Source organism: Mycobacterium sp. 141 (assembly GCF_000382405.1).
Lineage (GTDB): Bacteria > Actinomycetota > Actinomycetes > Mycobacteriales > Mycobacteriaceae > Mycobacterium.
The window spans coordinates 75,722-92,441 of the sequence record NZ_KB908273.1 but is presented as its reverse complement, the minus strand read 5'-3'; the positions used below and the strand labels follow the sequence as shown (position 1 = coordinate 92,441).

Here is a 16,720-nt window from a genome sequence, read left to right as displayed (position 1 = left end):
CCGTTGTGCACCATCTTGGCGTAATGCCCGGCGCCCACCGGACCGGCGTGCACGAACCCGTCGGCGATCTCACCGGCCGGCCGCAACGTGTCGAAGATCGGCATCGCCCGCGCCACGTCGGCATCGCTACCACCGACCATCAGCCCATAGCCTTCGGTCAAGCCCCACACACCGCCGGACACCCCGGCGTCGATGAACGAAATGCCCTTCTCGCCCAACAGTTTCGCGTGCAGTCCATCATCGGTGTACCGCGAGTTGCCGCCGTCTATCACCAGATCGCCGGGGCTCAACACATCAGCCAGCGACTTGATGGTGTCGTTGGTAATCGTTCCGGAGGGCACCATCACCCACACCACGCGAGGCGTGCTCAGTGCGGCCGCCAGGTCGGCGAGGCTCGCCACGTCGCTGACCTCAGGGCGCGGGTCGTAGCCGATGACCTCGTGGCCACCCTCGCGGAGCCGCTCGCGCATGTTGAAGCCCATCTTGCCCAGGCCGATCAACCCCAATTGCATATGGGTTCCTCTTTCGCCGGGCCGGTCAGCCCGCAAGGCGGACCGGCATCAACAAGCAGACGTTCACATTCGGATGAATACCGTTACCGCACAAGCTCTTGCGGTGTGTGATCGAATCGTATCGAGTGTCCCATTTTGTCGCGCTTGGTCATCAGGTATCGCGCATTCTCGGTGGTGGGCACGCAGGGCACTGACACAACTTCGACATCGAATCCGCGCTGCCGCAACGCATTAACTTTTTGTGGGTTGTTGGTCATGAGCCGTATCTTCGACAGCCCCAGATCCTCCAGGATATGAGCGGCCACTTCGTATGACCGCGAATCGACCGGCAGTCCCTGCACCAGATTCGCTTCGATCGTGTCCAGGCCTGTCTCTTGCAGTGCATAGGACCGGATTTTGTTCGCCAATCCGATGCCCCGGCCTTCATGGCCGCGCAGGTAGATGATGACGCCCGACCCTTCGTCGAATATCTGCTGGGCCGCGTGCTCGAGCTGCGTTCCGCAGTCACACCGTCTCGATCCCAGGATGTCTCCCGTCAAGCACTCGCTGTGCAGCCTGACCAATGTGGGAGAAGAGGCAGGCACGTTGCCCCTTCGATCACGAGAGACCAGAGCAAGATGCTCGACGTCGCCGTCGGGGTCGACGTAGACGATCGCTTCGAACGTGCCGTATCGAGTCGGTAGGCTTGCTGCCGCAACTGAAGTAACCGAAGTAACCACAGATTCGGTGTGTCGCCGGTATTCGATGAGGTCGTCAACAGAGATGACCGGCAGGTCATGCTCTTTCGCGAATTCGGTGACCGCGTGACCGGCGAGCATGGACCCGTTGCGGTTCACCAGTTCGGAAATGACGGCGACCGGCCTGCGGCCGGCCAACTTCATGAGATCGACCGCGGCCTCCGTATGGCCGGCCCGCTCGAGAGTGCCGCCAGTCCTGGCCCGCAATGGGAAGATATGCCCCGGCCGGCGCAGCTGCACGGCTTGCGTGTCCGGATCTGCCAGGGCACGCGCCGTCAGCGCCCGAGCAGCCGCCGACACTCCGGTCCCCGCCTCGACATGGTCGACGCTGACGGTGAAAGCGGTGCCGTGCACATCGGTGTTGGTTTCCACCATTTGCGGCAGGAGTAATTCCTCGCACCTTTGCCGCTGCATCGGCACGCAGATGATCCCCGAAGTGTGCTCTACGAAGAACGCCATGGTCTCGGTGCTGATGTCCTCCGCAGCGCACACGAGATCCGCTTCGTTCTCCCGATTTGCGTTGTCGGTGACAATGACAACGTTTCCTTCGGCCAGACGTTCCACGGCACGCTCCACAGCACGCGTATTGGGAATCGAGTCATCTTTCTTCATCTCAACCCTCCACTCTCACAGTAATATCGGTATCTTCCTGATCCGAACTCGTTGGGTTACAACAACTCCATTGCTCTCGTCCGCAATCAGAGCGCGAGCTTCGATTCGAGCGTTTCCTCGGGGGCCGAGGTTGTGAAAGCTAGAAAACACTACGTAGGCCCCTCATCGCCGCCACTCCCATCAGCGGGCCGACGAAGAGTAAAAGGAATGCGTACCGCCATCCGACAGCGTCGGCGATGATAGGCACGATCTGTATCGTCACCACCGTCAGCAAAAATCCGATCGCAGTCTGCGCCGTCAGCGCAGTGCCCACATAGCGGCTGTCCACGGATTCGGACAGCATGGTGGAGAAGACTCCGGAATCCGCAATCACCGCGGCACCCCAGATCGCGAGGAACAACACAAGCACTATCCATGGGGCGTCAAAAGCGAACGGGGACAACAGACAACATACCCCGCTGATCGCCAGGGCCATGCCCGCGGACATCGGCCGCCCGATCTTGTCCGCGAGCCAACCACCGGCGAGACACCCGACAAGTCCGAAAATTCCCATCGTCACGAATATCGTGGCGCTCGACGCGCTCGACGAGATCGGCCGCTGATTCTCACTCACCGATGCGACCAGGAACGACCCGATCCAGGCCCACAGTGCATAAAGCTCCCACATGTGGCCGAAATAGCCGATATTGGCCAGCCGGGATTCCCGGTGTTTGAACATCTGCCAGATGTATCGGGGATTCGCCTCCACGTGTGCCGAGCTGAGGGCGGGGCCCGACCTGACGAACAGCAGGGCCACCAGCCCGCCGGCTCCAGCGACACACGCGGCCACGGTCATGACCGTTTTCCAGGGCAGCGTCTCGATGCCGTTGATGAGGTGCGGCAGAATCGATCCCAGTGTCAGCGCACCGATCAACAATCCGAAGGATATGCCGCGATTCGTGGTTGTTGACCATGACGCCATGAGCTTCATACCGACCGGATACACACCGGCCAGGAGCACACCCGTGAAGAATCGCAGGATCATCGCCGGAACGAGGCCGTCCGCGAACCACGCGAACGCCAGCGTCAGCCCCGCCGCGCCCAAAGCACTCGCTCCCAGCAACACCTGGGGACGGATGCGGTCGGCCAGGTTGGCGAGGGCCGACAGAATCGCCCCGATAGCGAAGCCGATCTGTACCGATGCCGTGAGCCAGACTGCCGCCACACTGGACATCTGCCATTCCACCGTCAGGCTCGGCACCACGGACGTCGCCGAGAACCAGACGGCCAGAGCCATCACCTGAACTGCAGCAATGAGAAACCACTGCCGGCGGGCAGGACACCCTAAAGCCGGGGATTGCACGGGAGCCCCGATGGGGCCTCGATCACTGTCCACACTTGATTCCATGCTTGATTCGCCAATCATTCGCGGATAAGACTGCGGCGGCCACCACACCGGTACGGTCTGATGGCCGCCGCGTCGTCACTTCTCGCAGATCCGGTAGCTAGGAGCGCTTCACTGCAAGTAGATCCACCATCTGGATGGTCGGAGGTGTCTCCAGAAGCTCCGGCGTGATCTTTGCCAGCCGCTCGGGAATCTCACCATGCAGGTGTTCATCTCGGCCGCTCTGGGTCATGAAGGTGTCGTAGATCCCGTAGGTCGACTCATCGATCTTGAAGGCGTACCAACTGCTGGTGTCGGGTTCTCCCTGCACGATCTTCTTGCCGTCGCGCAGCCACTGGGCCAGCTCGTTCTCCTTGCCCGCCTTGGCATTCAAGGTGACCAACAGGCCAACCTGCCGAGGCGACCGCTGGATTCCTGCTGCCGTCGATTCGAGGGTGAAGGGACGTTCGCGAACCGGTGTCTTATCCGCACCGTGGCGATACTGCGCGGCGGTGTGCTCGGCGGGCAGCCGCGGCTCTCCGGTGAACCGCTCCCGCAGTGTCATGGCCCCATTAGGAACCTCGGGAATGTGTCCCCGGCGGCGCAGCTCGGGAACGACGAGGTCAACGAAGTCCTCCATTGTTCCCGGGGCCAGCACCCGTGCGAAGTTGAACCCGTCGACGTCGGCGACCTCCTGCCACCGCTCGAGTTCGTCGACCACCGTCGTCGGCGAACCGATGACAGCCGCGCTCATGCCGCCGACACAGACCCATTCGGCAAGCTTCTGCGTCGTCCAGATCACCTCGCTGTCGACCCGGGTGAGCATATCGTTCATCGCCTGCATGGCATTGCCCTTGACCTTCGCCAGGGGCTCGTCGGGTGCGTTCGTCGACAGGTCCATGCCGGTCCAGCCGCCCATCAGGGTCAGCCCGCCCTCAGGACTCGCGTACTTGTAGACGTCAGCGAGTTTGGCCTGTGCCTCTTCATCGGTAGGCGCGGTGATCGTCGTCATCATCATGATGATCTTGATGCTGCGGGGGTCTCGGCCCTCTTCGGCCGCCGCCATACGAATCTGATCCACCACGGGGCGCACCTCGTGCGGATCGGTTCCGATCAGGAAGACCGCCTCGGCGTGCTTGGCGGCGAAGCCCCGGCCCCGCGAGGACGCCCCCGCCTGGAACAGGAACGGAGTGCGCTGCGGGCTCGGTTCGGCGAGATGCGACCCGGGCACGGTGTAGTACTTGCCCTTGTGCTCGATGTCGTGCACCTTGGCCGGATCGGTGAAGACGCCCTTCTCCCGGTCCCTGACGACCGCGTCTTCTTCCCAGGACCCTTCCCAGAGCTTGTAGCAGACCTCCATGAACTCGTCCGCCACGTTGTACCGCTCATCGTGAGGAATCTGATCGTCCAGGCCGAGGTTCTTCGCGGCGCTGGCTTGGTAGGACGTCACGATGTTCCACGCGACCCGCCCCTTGGTCAGGTGGTCCAGGGTGGTCATGCGCCGCGCAAACGAATACGGCAGTTCGTATGTCAGCGATGCCGTGCAGCCAAAGCCCAGCCGCTCGGTCGCCGCCGCCATCGCGGAGACGGTAAGAAGAGGATCGCCGACCGGGACCTGAATGGCATTACGCAATGCGGAGTCATTCGAACTCCCGTAGACGTCGTAGTATCCGAGCACATCGGCTATGAACAGGCAGTCGAATCCACCGCGTTCGAGCAGTTTCGCCAGATCCACCCAGTAATCGAGATCCTTGTAGCGCCAGGACTCATCCTCTGGATGCCTCCACATCCCCGGGGCCTGGTGCCCAACGCAGTTCATGTCGAACGCACTGAGGAACATTTGCTTCTTGGCATCGCCCACACCCATGGGTTCTGACCTTTCTTTTGATCTGAATAGTGTTGTGCGTAAACGTCTTCAGTGCCTGCCGGCCGGCAAGCATCGTCATGTCACTTGGAGGCGAGAACTTCCAGTGACTGGATCTTGGGCGGCGAGGCCAGGAGCCCTTGGGCCCGCGTGCCGAGCGTCTCGGCTACCTTCCCGGCAAGCTGGGCCTGGCGACCCTGCTCGTTCGGGAAGGTGTCGTAGATCCCGAACTGGGACTGATTGATCCGAAATGCATACCAGGACGATGAACCCTGTTCTTTCACAACGGATTCCAAAGACTCAACCAGGAAATGCGACAGTTCCTGCTCCTTACCCCTGATTGCCTCGAGAAGCACCAGCAGCCCGACTGAACTCGACATAGATCAATCTCCTCTTTCATGGGATGGCCACTCCCGCAGCTGGAGATGGCGTGATGAAGACCATATTGACAACGCCGGCGCGGGCACATCCGTGGTCAACACTGAACTTCCTACGGTCCCGCCACTGAAACGTCCCTGCAACCGGCTCCCGGGGCCCTGCGCATCTTCGAATCCGAATACGCTCCGGGGCACCGCAGGCGCCGGCAGCGGCGTGCGGTCGACGCTGCAGATCTTCGAATCCGAACTCCGGCACGGTATTTCATCGATCGAAGGCGCATAACCCGTGGGGTGGGTGCCGTTTCGCGGGTCGTTTCGGGAAAGCCTCGCGATGAAGGCTTGACCGTCGCCGCGCATGCGTGATCGGCGATGCACGCAAGGCCCCGAGGGTCGGTTGCGTGCCGGTTCCGTGGCGCGACCGTAAGAAGACCCGTGTTGACCACGGATGTGCCCGCGCCGGCGTTGTCAATATGGTCTTCATCACGCCCTTCACAAGTTCAACAAAATTTCAGGAGGTTCCAATGAACACCCATGTCCTGACACCGAGGCAGGCCCTGCGATGACGACCATGGATCTCTCGGTGCCCTTCGGCACCGGCCTCGATGACATGCACCCCGCGCGGGCCAACTCCGATGAGATGCGGATGGTCTTCAGCCGATTCCCGGCCGCGGTGGCCGCCTTGTGCGCGACGGTTGACGGCCAGCCCCACGGCTTGGTGGCGACATCGCTGTCGATCGGCGTCTCCTATGCGCCACCCATGACGTTGTTCTCGGTGCGAAACGAGTCCACCACGTGGCCTGTCTTGCGGTCCTCACCTCGGATCGGGATCTCGATTCTCGCCCACGGGCAAAACGACGTCTGCCGCCAGATCAGCTCAAGGAGGGGAGAACGGTTCGGCGGCGTGAAAACCGTAGAAACCGACCAGGGTGCGCTGTTCATCGACTCGGCCGTGACATGGCTGGACTGCGAGATGGTGGCCGAGTTGCCCGCCGGGGATCACACGTTGGTGATGTTCGAGATCCACGCGGCCAGCCATGATCGGAAGGTTGCTCCGCTGGTCTTCCACGACGGTGCGTTTCCGTCGTTGGCCGTCGACCCGATCCAGTGAAATCTGAATCCTGCGGTTCCGCCGAAATCCTGGAGGGTTTCCCATGTCGCTGCTGACCCTGGTTCCCGACAATGCGCCCGACATCGCCTACCCCGCACCCGGCGCACACCCCACCCGGCACGAGGACGCGACGCTGCCGCCGCACGTCATCGTGTTGTTCGGGGCGGCCGGGGACCTGGCGAAACGCAAACTCCTGCCGGGCCTGGCCTATCTGGACCAGTCGACGTTCTCCCCGGAGATCCGGGTGGTCGCCACCTCGCTGGAGGATTTCACCGACGAGGAATTCCTCCAGCACGCCAAGAAGGCCATCGACGAGTACGGCAACCGGCACCCCACCGACGAGCAGTGGGCCAACTTCGCCGCCAAAGTGCACTACGTCCCGCAGAGCGCAGGCCCGGCGGCACTGGCCGCGGCCGTGGCGGCCGCCGAGGCGGAACTCGGCAGCGAAGCCCGTAGACTGCACTATCTCTCGGTGCCGCCCAAGGCCGCCCGGGCCGTCATCACCATGCTCAAGGACGCCGACCTGGTGAAACGCTCCAAGGTGGTGATGGAAAAACCGTTCGGCACCGACCTGAAGAGCGCCGTCGAACTCAATGCGTTCGTCCACAAGACGTTCAAAGAAACACAGATCTTCCGCATCGATCACTTTCTGGGCAAGGAAGCCGCCCAGAACATCCTGGCGTTCCGGTTCGCCAACGGGTTGTTCGAGCCGATCTGGAATCGCAACTTCATCGACCACATCCAGATCGACATCCCCGAGAAGCTCGGCCTGGACCGGCGGGCCAATTTCTACGAGAGCACCGGCGCCTTCAAGGACATGGTGGTCACGCATCTGTTCCAGGTGATGGCTTTCGTGGTGATGGAGCCGCCGACCGCGCTGGAGCCCCGCGCCATCAGCGAGGAGAAGGACAAGGTCTTCCGGTCGATGCTGCCCATCAACACCGACGACGTGGTGCGCGGCCAGTATCGGGGCTACCGCGACGAGCCGGGAGTGTCGGCCGAGTCTGACACCGAGACGTTCATCGCCCTCAAGGTGGGCATCGACAACTGGCGCTGGGCCGGCGTCCCGATCTACCTGCGCACCGGCAAAAAAATGGCCCAAGGCCAACGCATCATCTCGATCGCGTTCAAAGAAGCACCGCGCACCATGTTTCCGACAGGCTCCGGGGTGGGCGCGCAAGGACCGGACCATCTCACGTTCGACCTGGCCGACGAGTCGAAGGTGTCATTGTCGTTCTACGGCAAACGCCCCGGGCCGGGCATGCGGTTGGAGAAGCTCTCGATGCAGTTCTCCACCGAACAGAGCCCGGCGGTGGCCGACGTGCTAGAAGCCTACGAACGGTTGTTCCTCGACGCCATGCGTGGCGACCACACCCTGTTCACCACAGCTCAGGGCATCGAGTCGCTATGGGAACGGTCGGCACCGCTGCTGCAGGATCCGCCCGGGGTGAAGATATATCCGGCCGGGACGTGGGGACCCAACGCGATTCACCAGTTGATCGCGCCGAATGCGTGGCGGTTGCCATTCGAGCGGGTGTGGCGGGAGTAGGACCGGCGCCAAGGCGAGACGACACTCAGCGCAGCGCGCGACCCAGCCGCCACTGATCCCTCGGCACACCCGTGGCGAGCTCTCCGAGTCCCGCCTGGGAGCCTCGATGCACTTTTTTCGCGGGTCAGCTCAGCATGGTGGCGACAGCGGCGACCAGTTCAGGGGAAGCCGAATCGGTCAGATGTTGATATTTGCCGCCGGTGGTCTGGGCGACAGCTTCCCAGGTGGCGCGGTCGGTTTCGCCGCCGAAGTCGATCACGTTGACGGCAACCGGGTGGGCCGGGTCGAATGCACCGCGGATGTAGTCCTGCAGGCCCTGTCCGCCGAGACTCTGGTCGGTGTGCGGGCCCGTGGTGATCACCAGGATCGAATTATCCTTGCCATCAACGAAGTTCGACGTCGCATCGGTGTAGATCAGGCGCAGCGTCGTGAACGAGACAGCGCCGCCACCCGACGCCGTCTGCTCGTCGAGAGTCTCGCTGAGCGCCTGCGAGCGCGGCTCGCCGCCGACCTGATCGGACAACGGGCCCCTCGACACCGCGGAACGTCCCTCGGCGCCGTCGAAAGTCCACAGCCCGACTTCGGAGGTCGGCGGAAGTGCATTGAGCCGGGAGTCCAGAGCCGTAGCCACATTCGCCAGCCGGGACTTACCGCCCTCCTGGGTGGGCATCGACTGGTCCAGCATGATTATCACCGCCTGGCTCTTCGACGGCGTGGCCATGGAGTTGGCGAGCGTGACACGCATCGTGTCGTCTCCGACCGACAGTGGTGCGTTCACCGGCGCGAACTGGGTCACGTCACTCGACGGTGCCGTGGCGCCGTCGGCGCGGAAACCGGCTTTGGCGAACTCGCCGAGCTGTTCGGGTTTACGCATGAAACGGGCGAATTCGCTGGCGGCGGTGACCTGTTCCTGCGACAACCAGTCACCGTCCAGCAGCACGGTGGGGTAGTCGGCCAGTGCGGTGGGCCCGGGCGGCAGCCATCCGGCGAGATCGCTCTTGGCGTCGCTGAGCGATGCGGCACGCTGGAACAGTTGTTGCTCGGTGGTGGCGACCGCGTGCACCGGTGCACTGGCCGGGTCCGAAGCATTGAGCAGCGCGTCCAACGCCGTTCCCAACTCGCCGTTGGCGAGTTTCGGTTGTCCGCCGATGAGTGTGTTCACGGCACCGAGACCGGCGCTCGCAGGTGACCCCGACGGCGCTGCCGCTGCGGCCACCGCCTCACCGGCCAGGTATGCGGTGTCACCGTTATTGCGGGTGGGCAGGGCCAGTTTCAGCGAGCCCCAGCCGTTCAGTTTCAGGTCGGTCAGGCCGGTCGGATTGCTCTGCAGGTTCGGCAGCGTCGACCAGTTCTGCTGTGCCAGCGCATCTTTGAGCTGCGGCGGCACTGCGAGTAGGACGGGCGAGGTGACCAGGGAGCGGCTGTCACTGACGGTCTTGGCGCCCGCGGTGGCCTCCAGTCGCGCTTCGGACACACTGCTGGCCGGGATCCACAACGCGGGCCGGTCCCCGAGATCGCCGGGCCACGCGTTGGGGAAACCATTGACCACCTGGTCGGATTCGGCAGATTTCACCTGCACCTTGACACAGTGATCACCGATCGGGTTCGCCGAGTCGTTGTACCTGCCGGCCAGTGTCTGGACGGTCGGTGCGATGGTCGGATCGGCGATGACGGCCACCGCGAGGTCACCGTCTACGCAACGCGCCGCGGCGGCTTCCTTGCGGCTGGACAGGGCATCGCCGAAGAAGCGCCACAGGATGACCACCGCGACCACCACGACGATACCGACGAGTGCCACGATCACCCCGACGCTGACACCGCGCCTTCCGGTTGTGACGGCGCGGTGGCTGCCTGTCCATTCGCCGCCGTCCCAGTCTCCACCGTGTTGGCGGCCGCCGGGCTGACGCGGGCCGACGGCGCCGAACTGTGCCGTCGGCGCGTCGCGATCGACGTAGTCGTCCTCGTCCTCGTCGTCGTAGTCCTCGTCGAGGTGCTCCGCGTAGCCGGTGTCGTCGTGCTCGGCATCGTCGTCCGGATCCTCGTAGTCGTCCGAGTCATACCGGCCCGACCGGTAGTCCGGCTGGTGCTCGGGTTCGTCTGCCGAGTCGTCGGGACCGGGAATGCTGTGTCTGCCCATTCCTAACCCCTGTACTCGTCGCGTCGACCCAACGTCCGGTTCCGCCGCCGAAGTCTAGTCACTGCGCAGCGGTAGTCGCTTTGAACTCGCGGCGGCGCCGATGCAGGATCGGCTCGGTGTAACCGTTGGGTTGCGCCGCGCCGGACAGGATCAGCTCCTGGGCGGCCTGGAATGCGATGCTGGCGTCCGGATCCGGCGCCATCGGCAGGTAGTCGGGATCGCCCGCGTTCTGCTCGTCGACCACTGCGGCCATCCGGCGCAGGCTGGTCTTGACGTCGTCGGGGGTGATCACGCCATGGCGCAGCCAGTTGGCCAGCAGCTGGCTGGAAATCCGCAATGTGGCCCGGTCCTCCATGAGGGCCACGTTGTGGATGTCGGGCACCTTCGAGCAACCGACACCGGCGTCGATCCAGCGGACCACATAGCCGAGGATCGACTGGCAGTTGTTGTCGACCTCCTCGTGAATCTCCGTGGACGACCAGGTCAGCGATGAGTCCGCCAGCGGTACGGTCAGCAGGTCATCGATCGAAGCGCGCTCGCGGCCGGCCAGTTCCTTCTGCACCTCGAACACGTCGACGACGTGGTAGTGCATAGCGTGCAGCGTCGCGGCCGTCGGCGACGGCACCCACGCGGTGGTCGCGCCGGCCTGCGGCTGGCCTATCTTCTGCTCGACCATGTCGGCCATCAGCTCGGTCATGGCCCACATGCCCTTGCCGATCTGCGCCTTGCCCGACAATCCGGCGGCAAGGCCCACGTCGACGTTGTTGTCCTCGTAGGCCTTGATCCACGGCTGCGACTTCATCGCACCCTTGCGGATCATCGGGCCGGCCTCCATCGAGGTGTGGATCTCGTCGCCGGTGCGATCGAGGAAGCCGGTGTTGATGAACACCACTCGGTCGGCGGCCGCCTTGATACACGCCTTGAGGTTCACCGTCGTGCGGCGCTCCTCGTCCATGATGCCGACTTTGAGCGTGGCCTCGGGCAGGCCCAGTACGTCTTCAACCCGGCTGAACAGCTCGCAGGTGAACGCGACCTCGTCGGGACCGTGCATCTTGGGCTTCACGATGTAGACCGAGCCGGTGCGGCTGTTCTGCAGCGGCCCATTGACAACTGGGCCGTCACCGTCCGCCTTCAATCCGTGCATGGCGATCAGGCCGGTGAACAACGCATCCTGGATGCCCTCGAACACTTCGGCGCCTTCGGCTGCATCATTGTCGAAGACGATGGCGTCGTTGGTCATCAGATGCCCGACATTGCGGACGAACAGCAGGCTGCGGCCGGGCAGGGTCAACTCGCCCTCGCCGTCAGGTGTGGTGAACGTGCGGTCGGCGTTCAGGACACGCGTGAAGGTCTTGTTGCCCCCCGGAGTCGATTTGGTGACCTCTTCGGTCAGGTCGCCCTTGTTCAGGCCAAGCCAGTTGCGATAACCGAGCACCTTGTCGTCGGCGTCGACGGCGGCCACGGAGTCCTCGAAGTCCATGATCGTGGTGATCGCGGATTCCAGCACGACGTCGTTGATGCCCGCGGCGTCCGCGGCGCCGACGGGGGAGTCGGGGTCGATGAGAATCTCGATGTGCAGCCCGTGGTGCTTCAGCAGTACCGACCACTGGGGCTCGCCGAGCTTGCCGGTGTAGCCGACGAACTCCTCTGGCGTTGCGAGCCCGGACGACGAGCGCTCGCGCGAGGAGTCGTCAGCCTCAGCCGGGCCGTCACCCTGAATCACCAGCAGCTGGCCCTCGTCGATCTTGAGCCCGGTGGCATCGCTCCACGACCCGGCGGCCAGCGGCACCGCTGCATCCAGGAACGTGCGCGCGTAGGCGATCACCTTGTCGCCGCGGATCTGGTTGTAACCGGATCCCTTCTCCGCGCCATCGGTCTCAGGGATGACGTCGGTGCCGTAGAGCGCGTCATACAACGAGCCCCAGCGGGCGTTGGCCGCGTTGAGCGCGAACCGGGCATTGAGGATCGGCACCACCAGCTGCGGGCCCGCGGTGGTGGTGATTTCGTCGTCCACTCCGGCGGTGGTGACGCTGAAATCTGCAGGCTCCGATTCCAGATAGCCGATGTCGATGAGGAACTGCTTGTAGGCCTGTACCTCGAAGGGCTCGATGACGTGGGCGCGGTGGTACTTGTCGATCTGCGCCTGCAGACCGTCACGACGGGCCAGCAGCTGTTCGTTCTTCGGGGTGAGATCGGCGACCACCTTGTCCACACCTGACCAGAAGGCGTCCGGATCAACACCGGTGCCGGGCAACGCCTCATTGGTGATGAAGTCGTGTAGCACCTTGGCGACCCGTAGGTTGCCCACCTTCACGCGATCGGTCATCAGTTCTCAGTCCTTGCTCCGGGATAGCGGCAATCTGTCCATCGTAACGGTCAGTATCTGCGGTGATGACGACCGCGGCGCCGTCCGGGGGCTCACCGGGCGCCGGTCTCGTTCGGTTTGGGACGGCTATTGGGCGACAGGCTGAATGGACGACATGACGCAGGCAGGACCGGGCGCCTCGCCCTGCCAGTAATGGACTACCAGGGTGTTTACCGGCAACGACACGGCCAGATCGTTCAGGGAACGGGGCGCGAAGGCCTGGCTTTTTGCGCGGCCGTACCAGTTCGGATCATCGGGTGCGATCGGGGCCTTCGCCTGATCAAGGGTGGTGTCCCACTGTTTGATGGCGGCCGGCGGGTTGTCTCCGAAGCCCTCCGATCTCTGGTAGGCATCCAGCGGACCGGTCAGCGTTATCGGTGCGCCACCGCCGACCGGAGAGCCGGTGATGGTGCCATCCGTACTGTCCGCCGTCACCGAGACCAGCCTGACGGTGGCGGGGGCGCATTCCGGAGCGGAGTGAGCCGGGGCGATGCCGACGGTGCCGGCTGTACTCAGCAACAGCGCCGTCACCGCGGTCACGGTGGTTGTGTGCATCGGTGCCCTCCCTGGCTCGAGGTGAGCGACGAATCTGTGCTCAAGCATGCTTGGTTATCGCATCCGGCGCCGCGATGTTTCGGTGATCGACCGCGGATGGTCGGTGTGCAGCGCGTCGAGCAGCAGGTCACAGTGGTCGATCAGCCTGGCCCGCAACGGCGCGGCCCGCTCGGCGATGTCCTGTTGGGCGCGGACGTATTCAGCACGGCCGGCCGGTGTTTCGATGGCGATCGGCGCGAAACCCAAGTCGCGCAGGTCGTAGGGGCTGGCCCGCATATCCACCGCCCGCGCGTCGGCGGCGAGTTCGAGCGCGTCCATCACCAGCTCGGCGGCCAGCAGCGGGCCCAGCTTGTAGGCCCACTTGTAGCAGTCCATGGCGGCGTGAATGCAGCCAGGCTGCTCGGTGCTGATCTGCGCCTCGCGGCTCAGTCGCTGGTCGTTGCGGGCGACAGCCGGTTCGGTGAAGAACCGGAAAGCGTCGAAGTGGCTGCAGCGCAGCGGCATCGAGTCGACCACCGCGTCGGTTCCGGCGGCACCGAGCCGCAGCGGCACCTGGCCGTGACGCTTCTCCGGTGTGCGGTACACCATCGCCCACTCGTGCAGGCCGAAACAGTTCAGCCGCGCCGGCCGGGTCGTGGTCGCGCGTAGCAGCCGCGCGACGAACCGCACGGTATCGGCGCGGGACTGCAGATGCTCGCGGGTGACACCGACACCGCCGGGAAGGCTGCCGTATCCACTGGCCCCGAGATAACGCCGGGCGGCCGGCCCGCCCAGCATCACGCCGAATCCGGGGTGCCAGCGGCGCAGCTGGCGCGGTCGCAGGCTGTAGTAGCTGAACAGGAAGTCCCACACCGGATGGGCCTGGCCGTGCTCCCGGCGGCGCAGGTGCGGGGCCAGGAAACCGTCGACCCGGTCGCGGTGACGGTGTTCCCGATCCGTCCAGTCGTGCTCGTCGAGCACCGATTCAGACACGGTGGGTTCCGTCGCGGACGGTACCGACGAGGTCCTCTACGAGGTCTTCCAGGGCGACCATCGCCGTGACGGCGCCGCCGGCTGCGTCATCGGTGACCAACGCCAGGTGGCTGTTGCTGCGTCGCAGCCGCGACAGCGCGTCGGGCAGCGGTAGGGAGGCGGGGACTTGTGGCAGCGGCCGCACCATGGATACGTCGAGGACGGCGTCGGGGTCGTTGACCTCCGAAAGAACATCCTTGATGTGCAGATACCCGATGAATTCCCCAAACGAATCGGCCACCGGGAAACGGGAGTAGCCGGTCTCGGTGAGCGCCTGCTCGACGTCACCGACCGTCGGACCCGAGCCGGGCGCAGCGACGCGAATGGCATGCATCTCCCGCAACGGCATCGCGACGTCGGACACTTTCCGGGTCCGGGTCTGCAGTGCCCGGGTCAGGCGGAGGTGCTCCTCGGCATCCAGCAGACCCTCCGACAGGGATTCAGCGATCATCTCCGACAGTTCGGTGGTAGAGACTGCGGATTCCAGCTCGTCGCGCGTCTCGACCCGGAACAGTCGAAGCGTGGCGTTGGCGCACCAGTTGTAGAACGCGATGAACGGCCGGGCAGCACGGATATAGACCAGATAGGTCGGGATCAGCAGCATGGCTGCTGATTCCGGGCCGGCGATCGCGATGTTCTTCGGCACCATTTCGCCCAGCAGCACATGCAGCGTCACGACGATCGCCAGCGACACCACGAACGAGACCGTGTGCAGCACCGTGTCGGACACCCCGACCAGCTCGAATGGTTTGGACAGCAGATGGGCGACCGCTGGCTCGCCCACGCGGCCCAGCAGGATCGAACACACCGTGATGCCCAGCTGCGAGCCCGCCAACATCAACGACAGGTTCTCGCCCGCTCGGATCACGGTCACAGCGCTGCGTTTGCCCTGCTCGGCGAGTGCCTGCAACCGGTCCCGGCGGGCCGAGATGAGGGAGAACTCCGAAGCTACGAAGAACGCGTTGGCGGCCAGCAGCAGGATCGTCAGCAGCACCCCGAAGACATCACCCACGATTTTCGTCTCCCTGTTCGGAGCGCCGGCCCAGTTCGGTCAGCTCGAGCAGGTCGATGCGACGGCCGTCCATGCGGACCACGGTCGCCAGCCAATGGGCCGGCTCGTCGGTCGGGTCGTCCGGGTCGAACGCGGCCAGCTCGACGGCTTCGCCGGTCTCCGGGATGTGGCCGAGCTCCTGCAGCAAGAGACCGCCGATTGTCTCGTATTCGCCCTCCGGGGCGCGGAAACCGGTCTCGGCCGCGACTTCGTCGATGCGTAGCAGACCCGAGACCTGCCAGCCGCGGCCCGCCGGCACCACGTCCGGGGTGGCGTCGTCGTGCTCGTCACGCACATCGCCGACGATCTCTTCGATCAGGTCCTCGACGGTCACCATGCCCGCGGTGCCGCCGTACTCGTCGACGACCAGCGCGGTCTGAAGTCCGTTGGCGCGTATCTGGGCCATCACCGCGTCGCCGTCGAGCGTCGAGGGAACCCTTGCGACGGGCAGGGCCAGCGCGGCCAGCCGCGTCCGGGCGCGTTCGTCCCGCGGGACAGTGAAGATCTGCTTGATGTGCACGACACCGATGGTCTCGTCGAGATCGCCTTCGACGATCGGAAAGCGCGAGTAGCCGGTGCGGATAGCGAGTTCCAGCAGGTCGGCGACCGTTTCGTGGGCCTCCAGCGCCTCGATCTTGGACCGCGGCGTCATGAGTTCCTCGGCGGTGCGCTCGCCGAACCGCAACGACCGGTCGACCAGCAACGCCGTGGTCGGGTCGAGGGAGCCGCTGCGGGCCGAATTGCGCACCAGCGACGCCAGTTCCTGGGCGGAACGCGCCGATCGGAGTTCCTCGGCGGGTTCGATGCCCAGCCGGCGCAGGATCCAGTTCGCGGTGCCGTTGGTTACGCGGATGACGGGAGTGAACGCCGTCGAGAACAGCAGCTGGAACGGCGCCGCGGCACGGGCCGTCGGAACGGGGCGGGCCACCGCGAGATTCTTCGGAACCAGCTCGCCGAACACCATCGACAGCGAGGTCGCGATCAGTACGGCAGAAAACAACGACAGGCCACCGGCGACGTCGGCAGGGATTCCCAGCGCTTCCAGCCCGGGCCGGATCAGCCGCCCGACGACGGGTTCGGCGAGATAACCGGTGGCCAGCGTGGTGATCGAGATACCGACCTGGGCGCCGGAAAGCTGGAAGGACAGGGTCCGGTGGGCGTGCCGGACCAGCTGGTCGCGGCGGTCGCCGCTGCGGGCGTTGGCCTCGACGGTGCTGCGTTCCAGGGCGGTCAGCGCGAACTCGGCGGCGACGAACACCGCAGTGCCTATGGTCAGCAGCACGATCGCCAGGATCGAGAGCAGAGAATAGACCAGCTCGGGGCTCATCGGGTGCTCGCCAGGGGGGCGCCGGGCAATGAGCCCGGCCGACTAGTAGAGGGGTCGCCCGTGTCGGCGTCCGACGATGTCTGCTGTTCCGCGGAGAAGGCCGGTTCAGAACCGGAGGCCTCAGCGGGCGCCTGCGGCACGTGAACCCTTTC

The 16,720-nt window shown here is 64.6% G+C and carries 12 protein-coding genes and 1 pseudogene; 2 read left to right on the top strand and 11 right to left on the bottom strand.

The window, feature by feature from the left end; all coding sequences use genetic code 11:
* From H276_RS0119625 to H276_RS0119605, 5 genes and pseudogenes are all read right to left on the bottom strand, one after another.
* The coding region (locus tag H276_RS0119625; protein WP_019972992.1) for an NAD(P)-binding domain-containing protein at positions 1-512 on the bottom strand (512 nt) is incomplete at its 3' end.
* An 83-nt stretch (positions 513-595) separates the two neighbouring features.
* On the bottom strand, positions 596-1,861 hold the full coding sequence (locus tag H276_RS0119620) for a bifunctional 3,4-dihydroxy-2-butanone-4-phosphate synthase/GTP cyclohydrolase II (protein ID WP_019972991.1): 1,266 nt from the start codon (positions 1,859-1,861) through the stop codon (positions 596-598).
* A gap of 139 nt (positions 1,862-2,000) precedes the next feature.
* Positions 2,001-3,248: an MFS transporter gene (locus tag H276_RS0119615; RefSeq protein WP_155943180.1), complete on the bottom strand. Its 1,248-nt coding sequence runs from the start codon at positions 3,246-3,248 to the stop codon at positions 2,001-2,003.
* 463 nt (positions 3,249-3,711) lie between these two features.
* Positions 3,712-5,091 (bottom strand): annotated as a pseudogene (locus H276_RS0119610) (LLM class flavin-dependent oxidoreductase); the annotation flags it as partial.
* A gap of 80 nt (positions 5,092-5,171) precedes the next feature.
* Complete coding sequence (locus H276_RS0119605) at positions 5,172-5,468, bottom strand: putative quinol monooxygenase (protein WP_019972988.1); 297 nt, start codon at positions 5,466-5,468, stop codon at positions 5,172-5,174.
* A gap of 556 nt (positions 5,469-6,024) precedes the next feature.
* Between H276_RS0119605 and H276_RS0119600 the strand changes: the two genes are divergently transcribed.
* Positions 6,025-6,573 (top strand): flavin reductase family protein, encoded by a 549-nt coding sequence (locus H276_RS0119600; RefSeq protein WP_019972986.1) that lies wholly within the window; start codon positions 6,025-6,027, stop codon positions 6,571-6,573.
* Between the two features lie 43 nt (positions 6,574-6,616).
* The gene (zwf, locus tag H276_RS0119595) at positions 6,617-8,122 is read left to right on the top strand and encodes a glucose-6-phosphate dehydrogenase (protein ID WP_019972985.1); all 1,506 of its coding nucleotides are present in this window, start codon (positions 6,617-6,619) and stop codon (positions 8,120-8,122) included.
* A 124-nt stretch (positions 8,123-8,246) separates the two neighbouring features.
* Here the strand turns inward: zwf and H276_RS0119590 are convergent, their stop codons facing one another.
* The 6 genes from H276_RS0119590 to H276_RS0119565 all read right to left on the bottom strand — a co-directional run bounded on the left by H276_RS0119590 (position 8,247) and on the right by H276_RS0119565 (position 16,568).
* Positions 8,247-10,259, bottom strand: a complete 2,013-nt coding sequence (locus H276_RS0119590) for a substrate-binding domain-containing protein (RefSeq protein ID WP_019972984.1) — start codon at positions 10,257-10,259, stop codon at positions 8,247-8,249.
* 58 nt (positions 10,260-10,317) lie between these two features.
* On the bottom strand, positions 10,318-12,585 hold the full coding sequence (locus H276_RS0119585; RefSeq protein ID WP_019972983.1) for a malate synthase G: 2,268 nt from the start codon (positions 12,583-12,585) through the stop codon (positions 10,318-10,320).
* Between the two features lie 126 nt (positions 12,586-12,711).
* Entirely contained in the window at positions 12,712-13,179 is a 468-nt protein-coding gene (locus H276_RS0119580) for a hypothetical protein (protein WP_019972982.1), read from the bottom strand.
* Between the two features lie 54 nt (positions 13,180-13,233).
* Entirely contained in the window at positions 13,234-14,151 is a 918-nt protein-coding gene (locus H276_RS23330) for a hypothetical protein (protein ID WP_019972981.1), read from the bottom strand.
* Positions 14,144-15,202: a hemolysin family protein gene (locus tag H276_RS0119570; protein ID WP_019972980.1), complete on the bottom strand. Its 1,059-nt coding sequence runs from the start codon at positions 15,200-15,202 to the stop codon at positions 14,144-14,146. Before H276_RS0119570 ends, H276_RS23330 begins: the two co-directional genes overlap by 8 nt.
* Entirely contained in the window at positions 15,195-16,568 is a 1,374-nt protein-coding gene (locus H276_RS0119565) for a hemolysin family protein (protein ID WP_019972979.1), read from the bottom strand. Before H276_RS0119565 ends, H276_RS0119570 begins: the two co-directional genes overlap by 8 nt.
* Between the last annotated feature and the right edge of the window lie 152 nt (positions 16,569-16,720).

Excerpts from the sequence above, each read along its gene's own strand:
- H276_RS0119620 (WP_019972991.1), bottom strand. The coding sequence starts at position 1,861 with ATGAAGAAAGATGACTCGATTCCCAATACGCGTGCTGTGGAGCGTGCC.
- H276_RS0119615 (WP_155943180.1), bottom strand. The coding sequence starts at position 3,248 with ATGGAATCAAGTGTGGACAGTGATCGAGGCCCCATCGGGGCTCCCGTG.
- H276_RS0119605 (WP_019972988.1), bottom strand. The coding sequence starts at position 5,468 with ATGTCGAGTTCAGTCGGGCTGCTGGTGCTTCTCGAGGCAATCAGGGGT.
- H276_RS0119600 (WP_019972986.1), top strand. The coding sequence starts at position 6,025 with ATGACGACCATGGATCTCTCGGTGCCCTTCGGCACCGGCCTCGATGAC.
- zwf (WP_019972985.1), top strand. The coding sequence starts at position 6,617 with ATGTCGCTGCTGACCCTGGTTCCCGACAATGCGCCCGACATCGCCTAC.
- H276_RS0119590 (WP_019972984.1), bottom strand. The coding sequence starts at position 10,259 with ATGGGCAGACACAGCATTCCCGGTCCCGACGACTCGGCAGACGAACCC.
- H276_RS0119585 (WP_019972983.1), bottom strand. The coding sequence starts at position 12,585 with ATGACCGATCGCGTGAAGGTGGGCAACCTACGGGTCGCCAAGGTGCTA.
- H276_RS0119580 (WP_019972982.1), bottom strand. The coding sequence starts at position 13,179 with ATGCACACAACCACCGTGACCGCGGTGACGGCGCTGTTGCTGAGTACA.
- H276_RS0119565 (WP_019972979.1), bottom strand. The coding sequence starts at position 16,568 with ATGAGCCCCGAGCTGGTCTATTCTCTGCTCTCGATCCTGGCGATCGTG.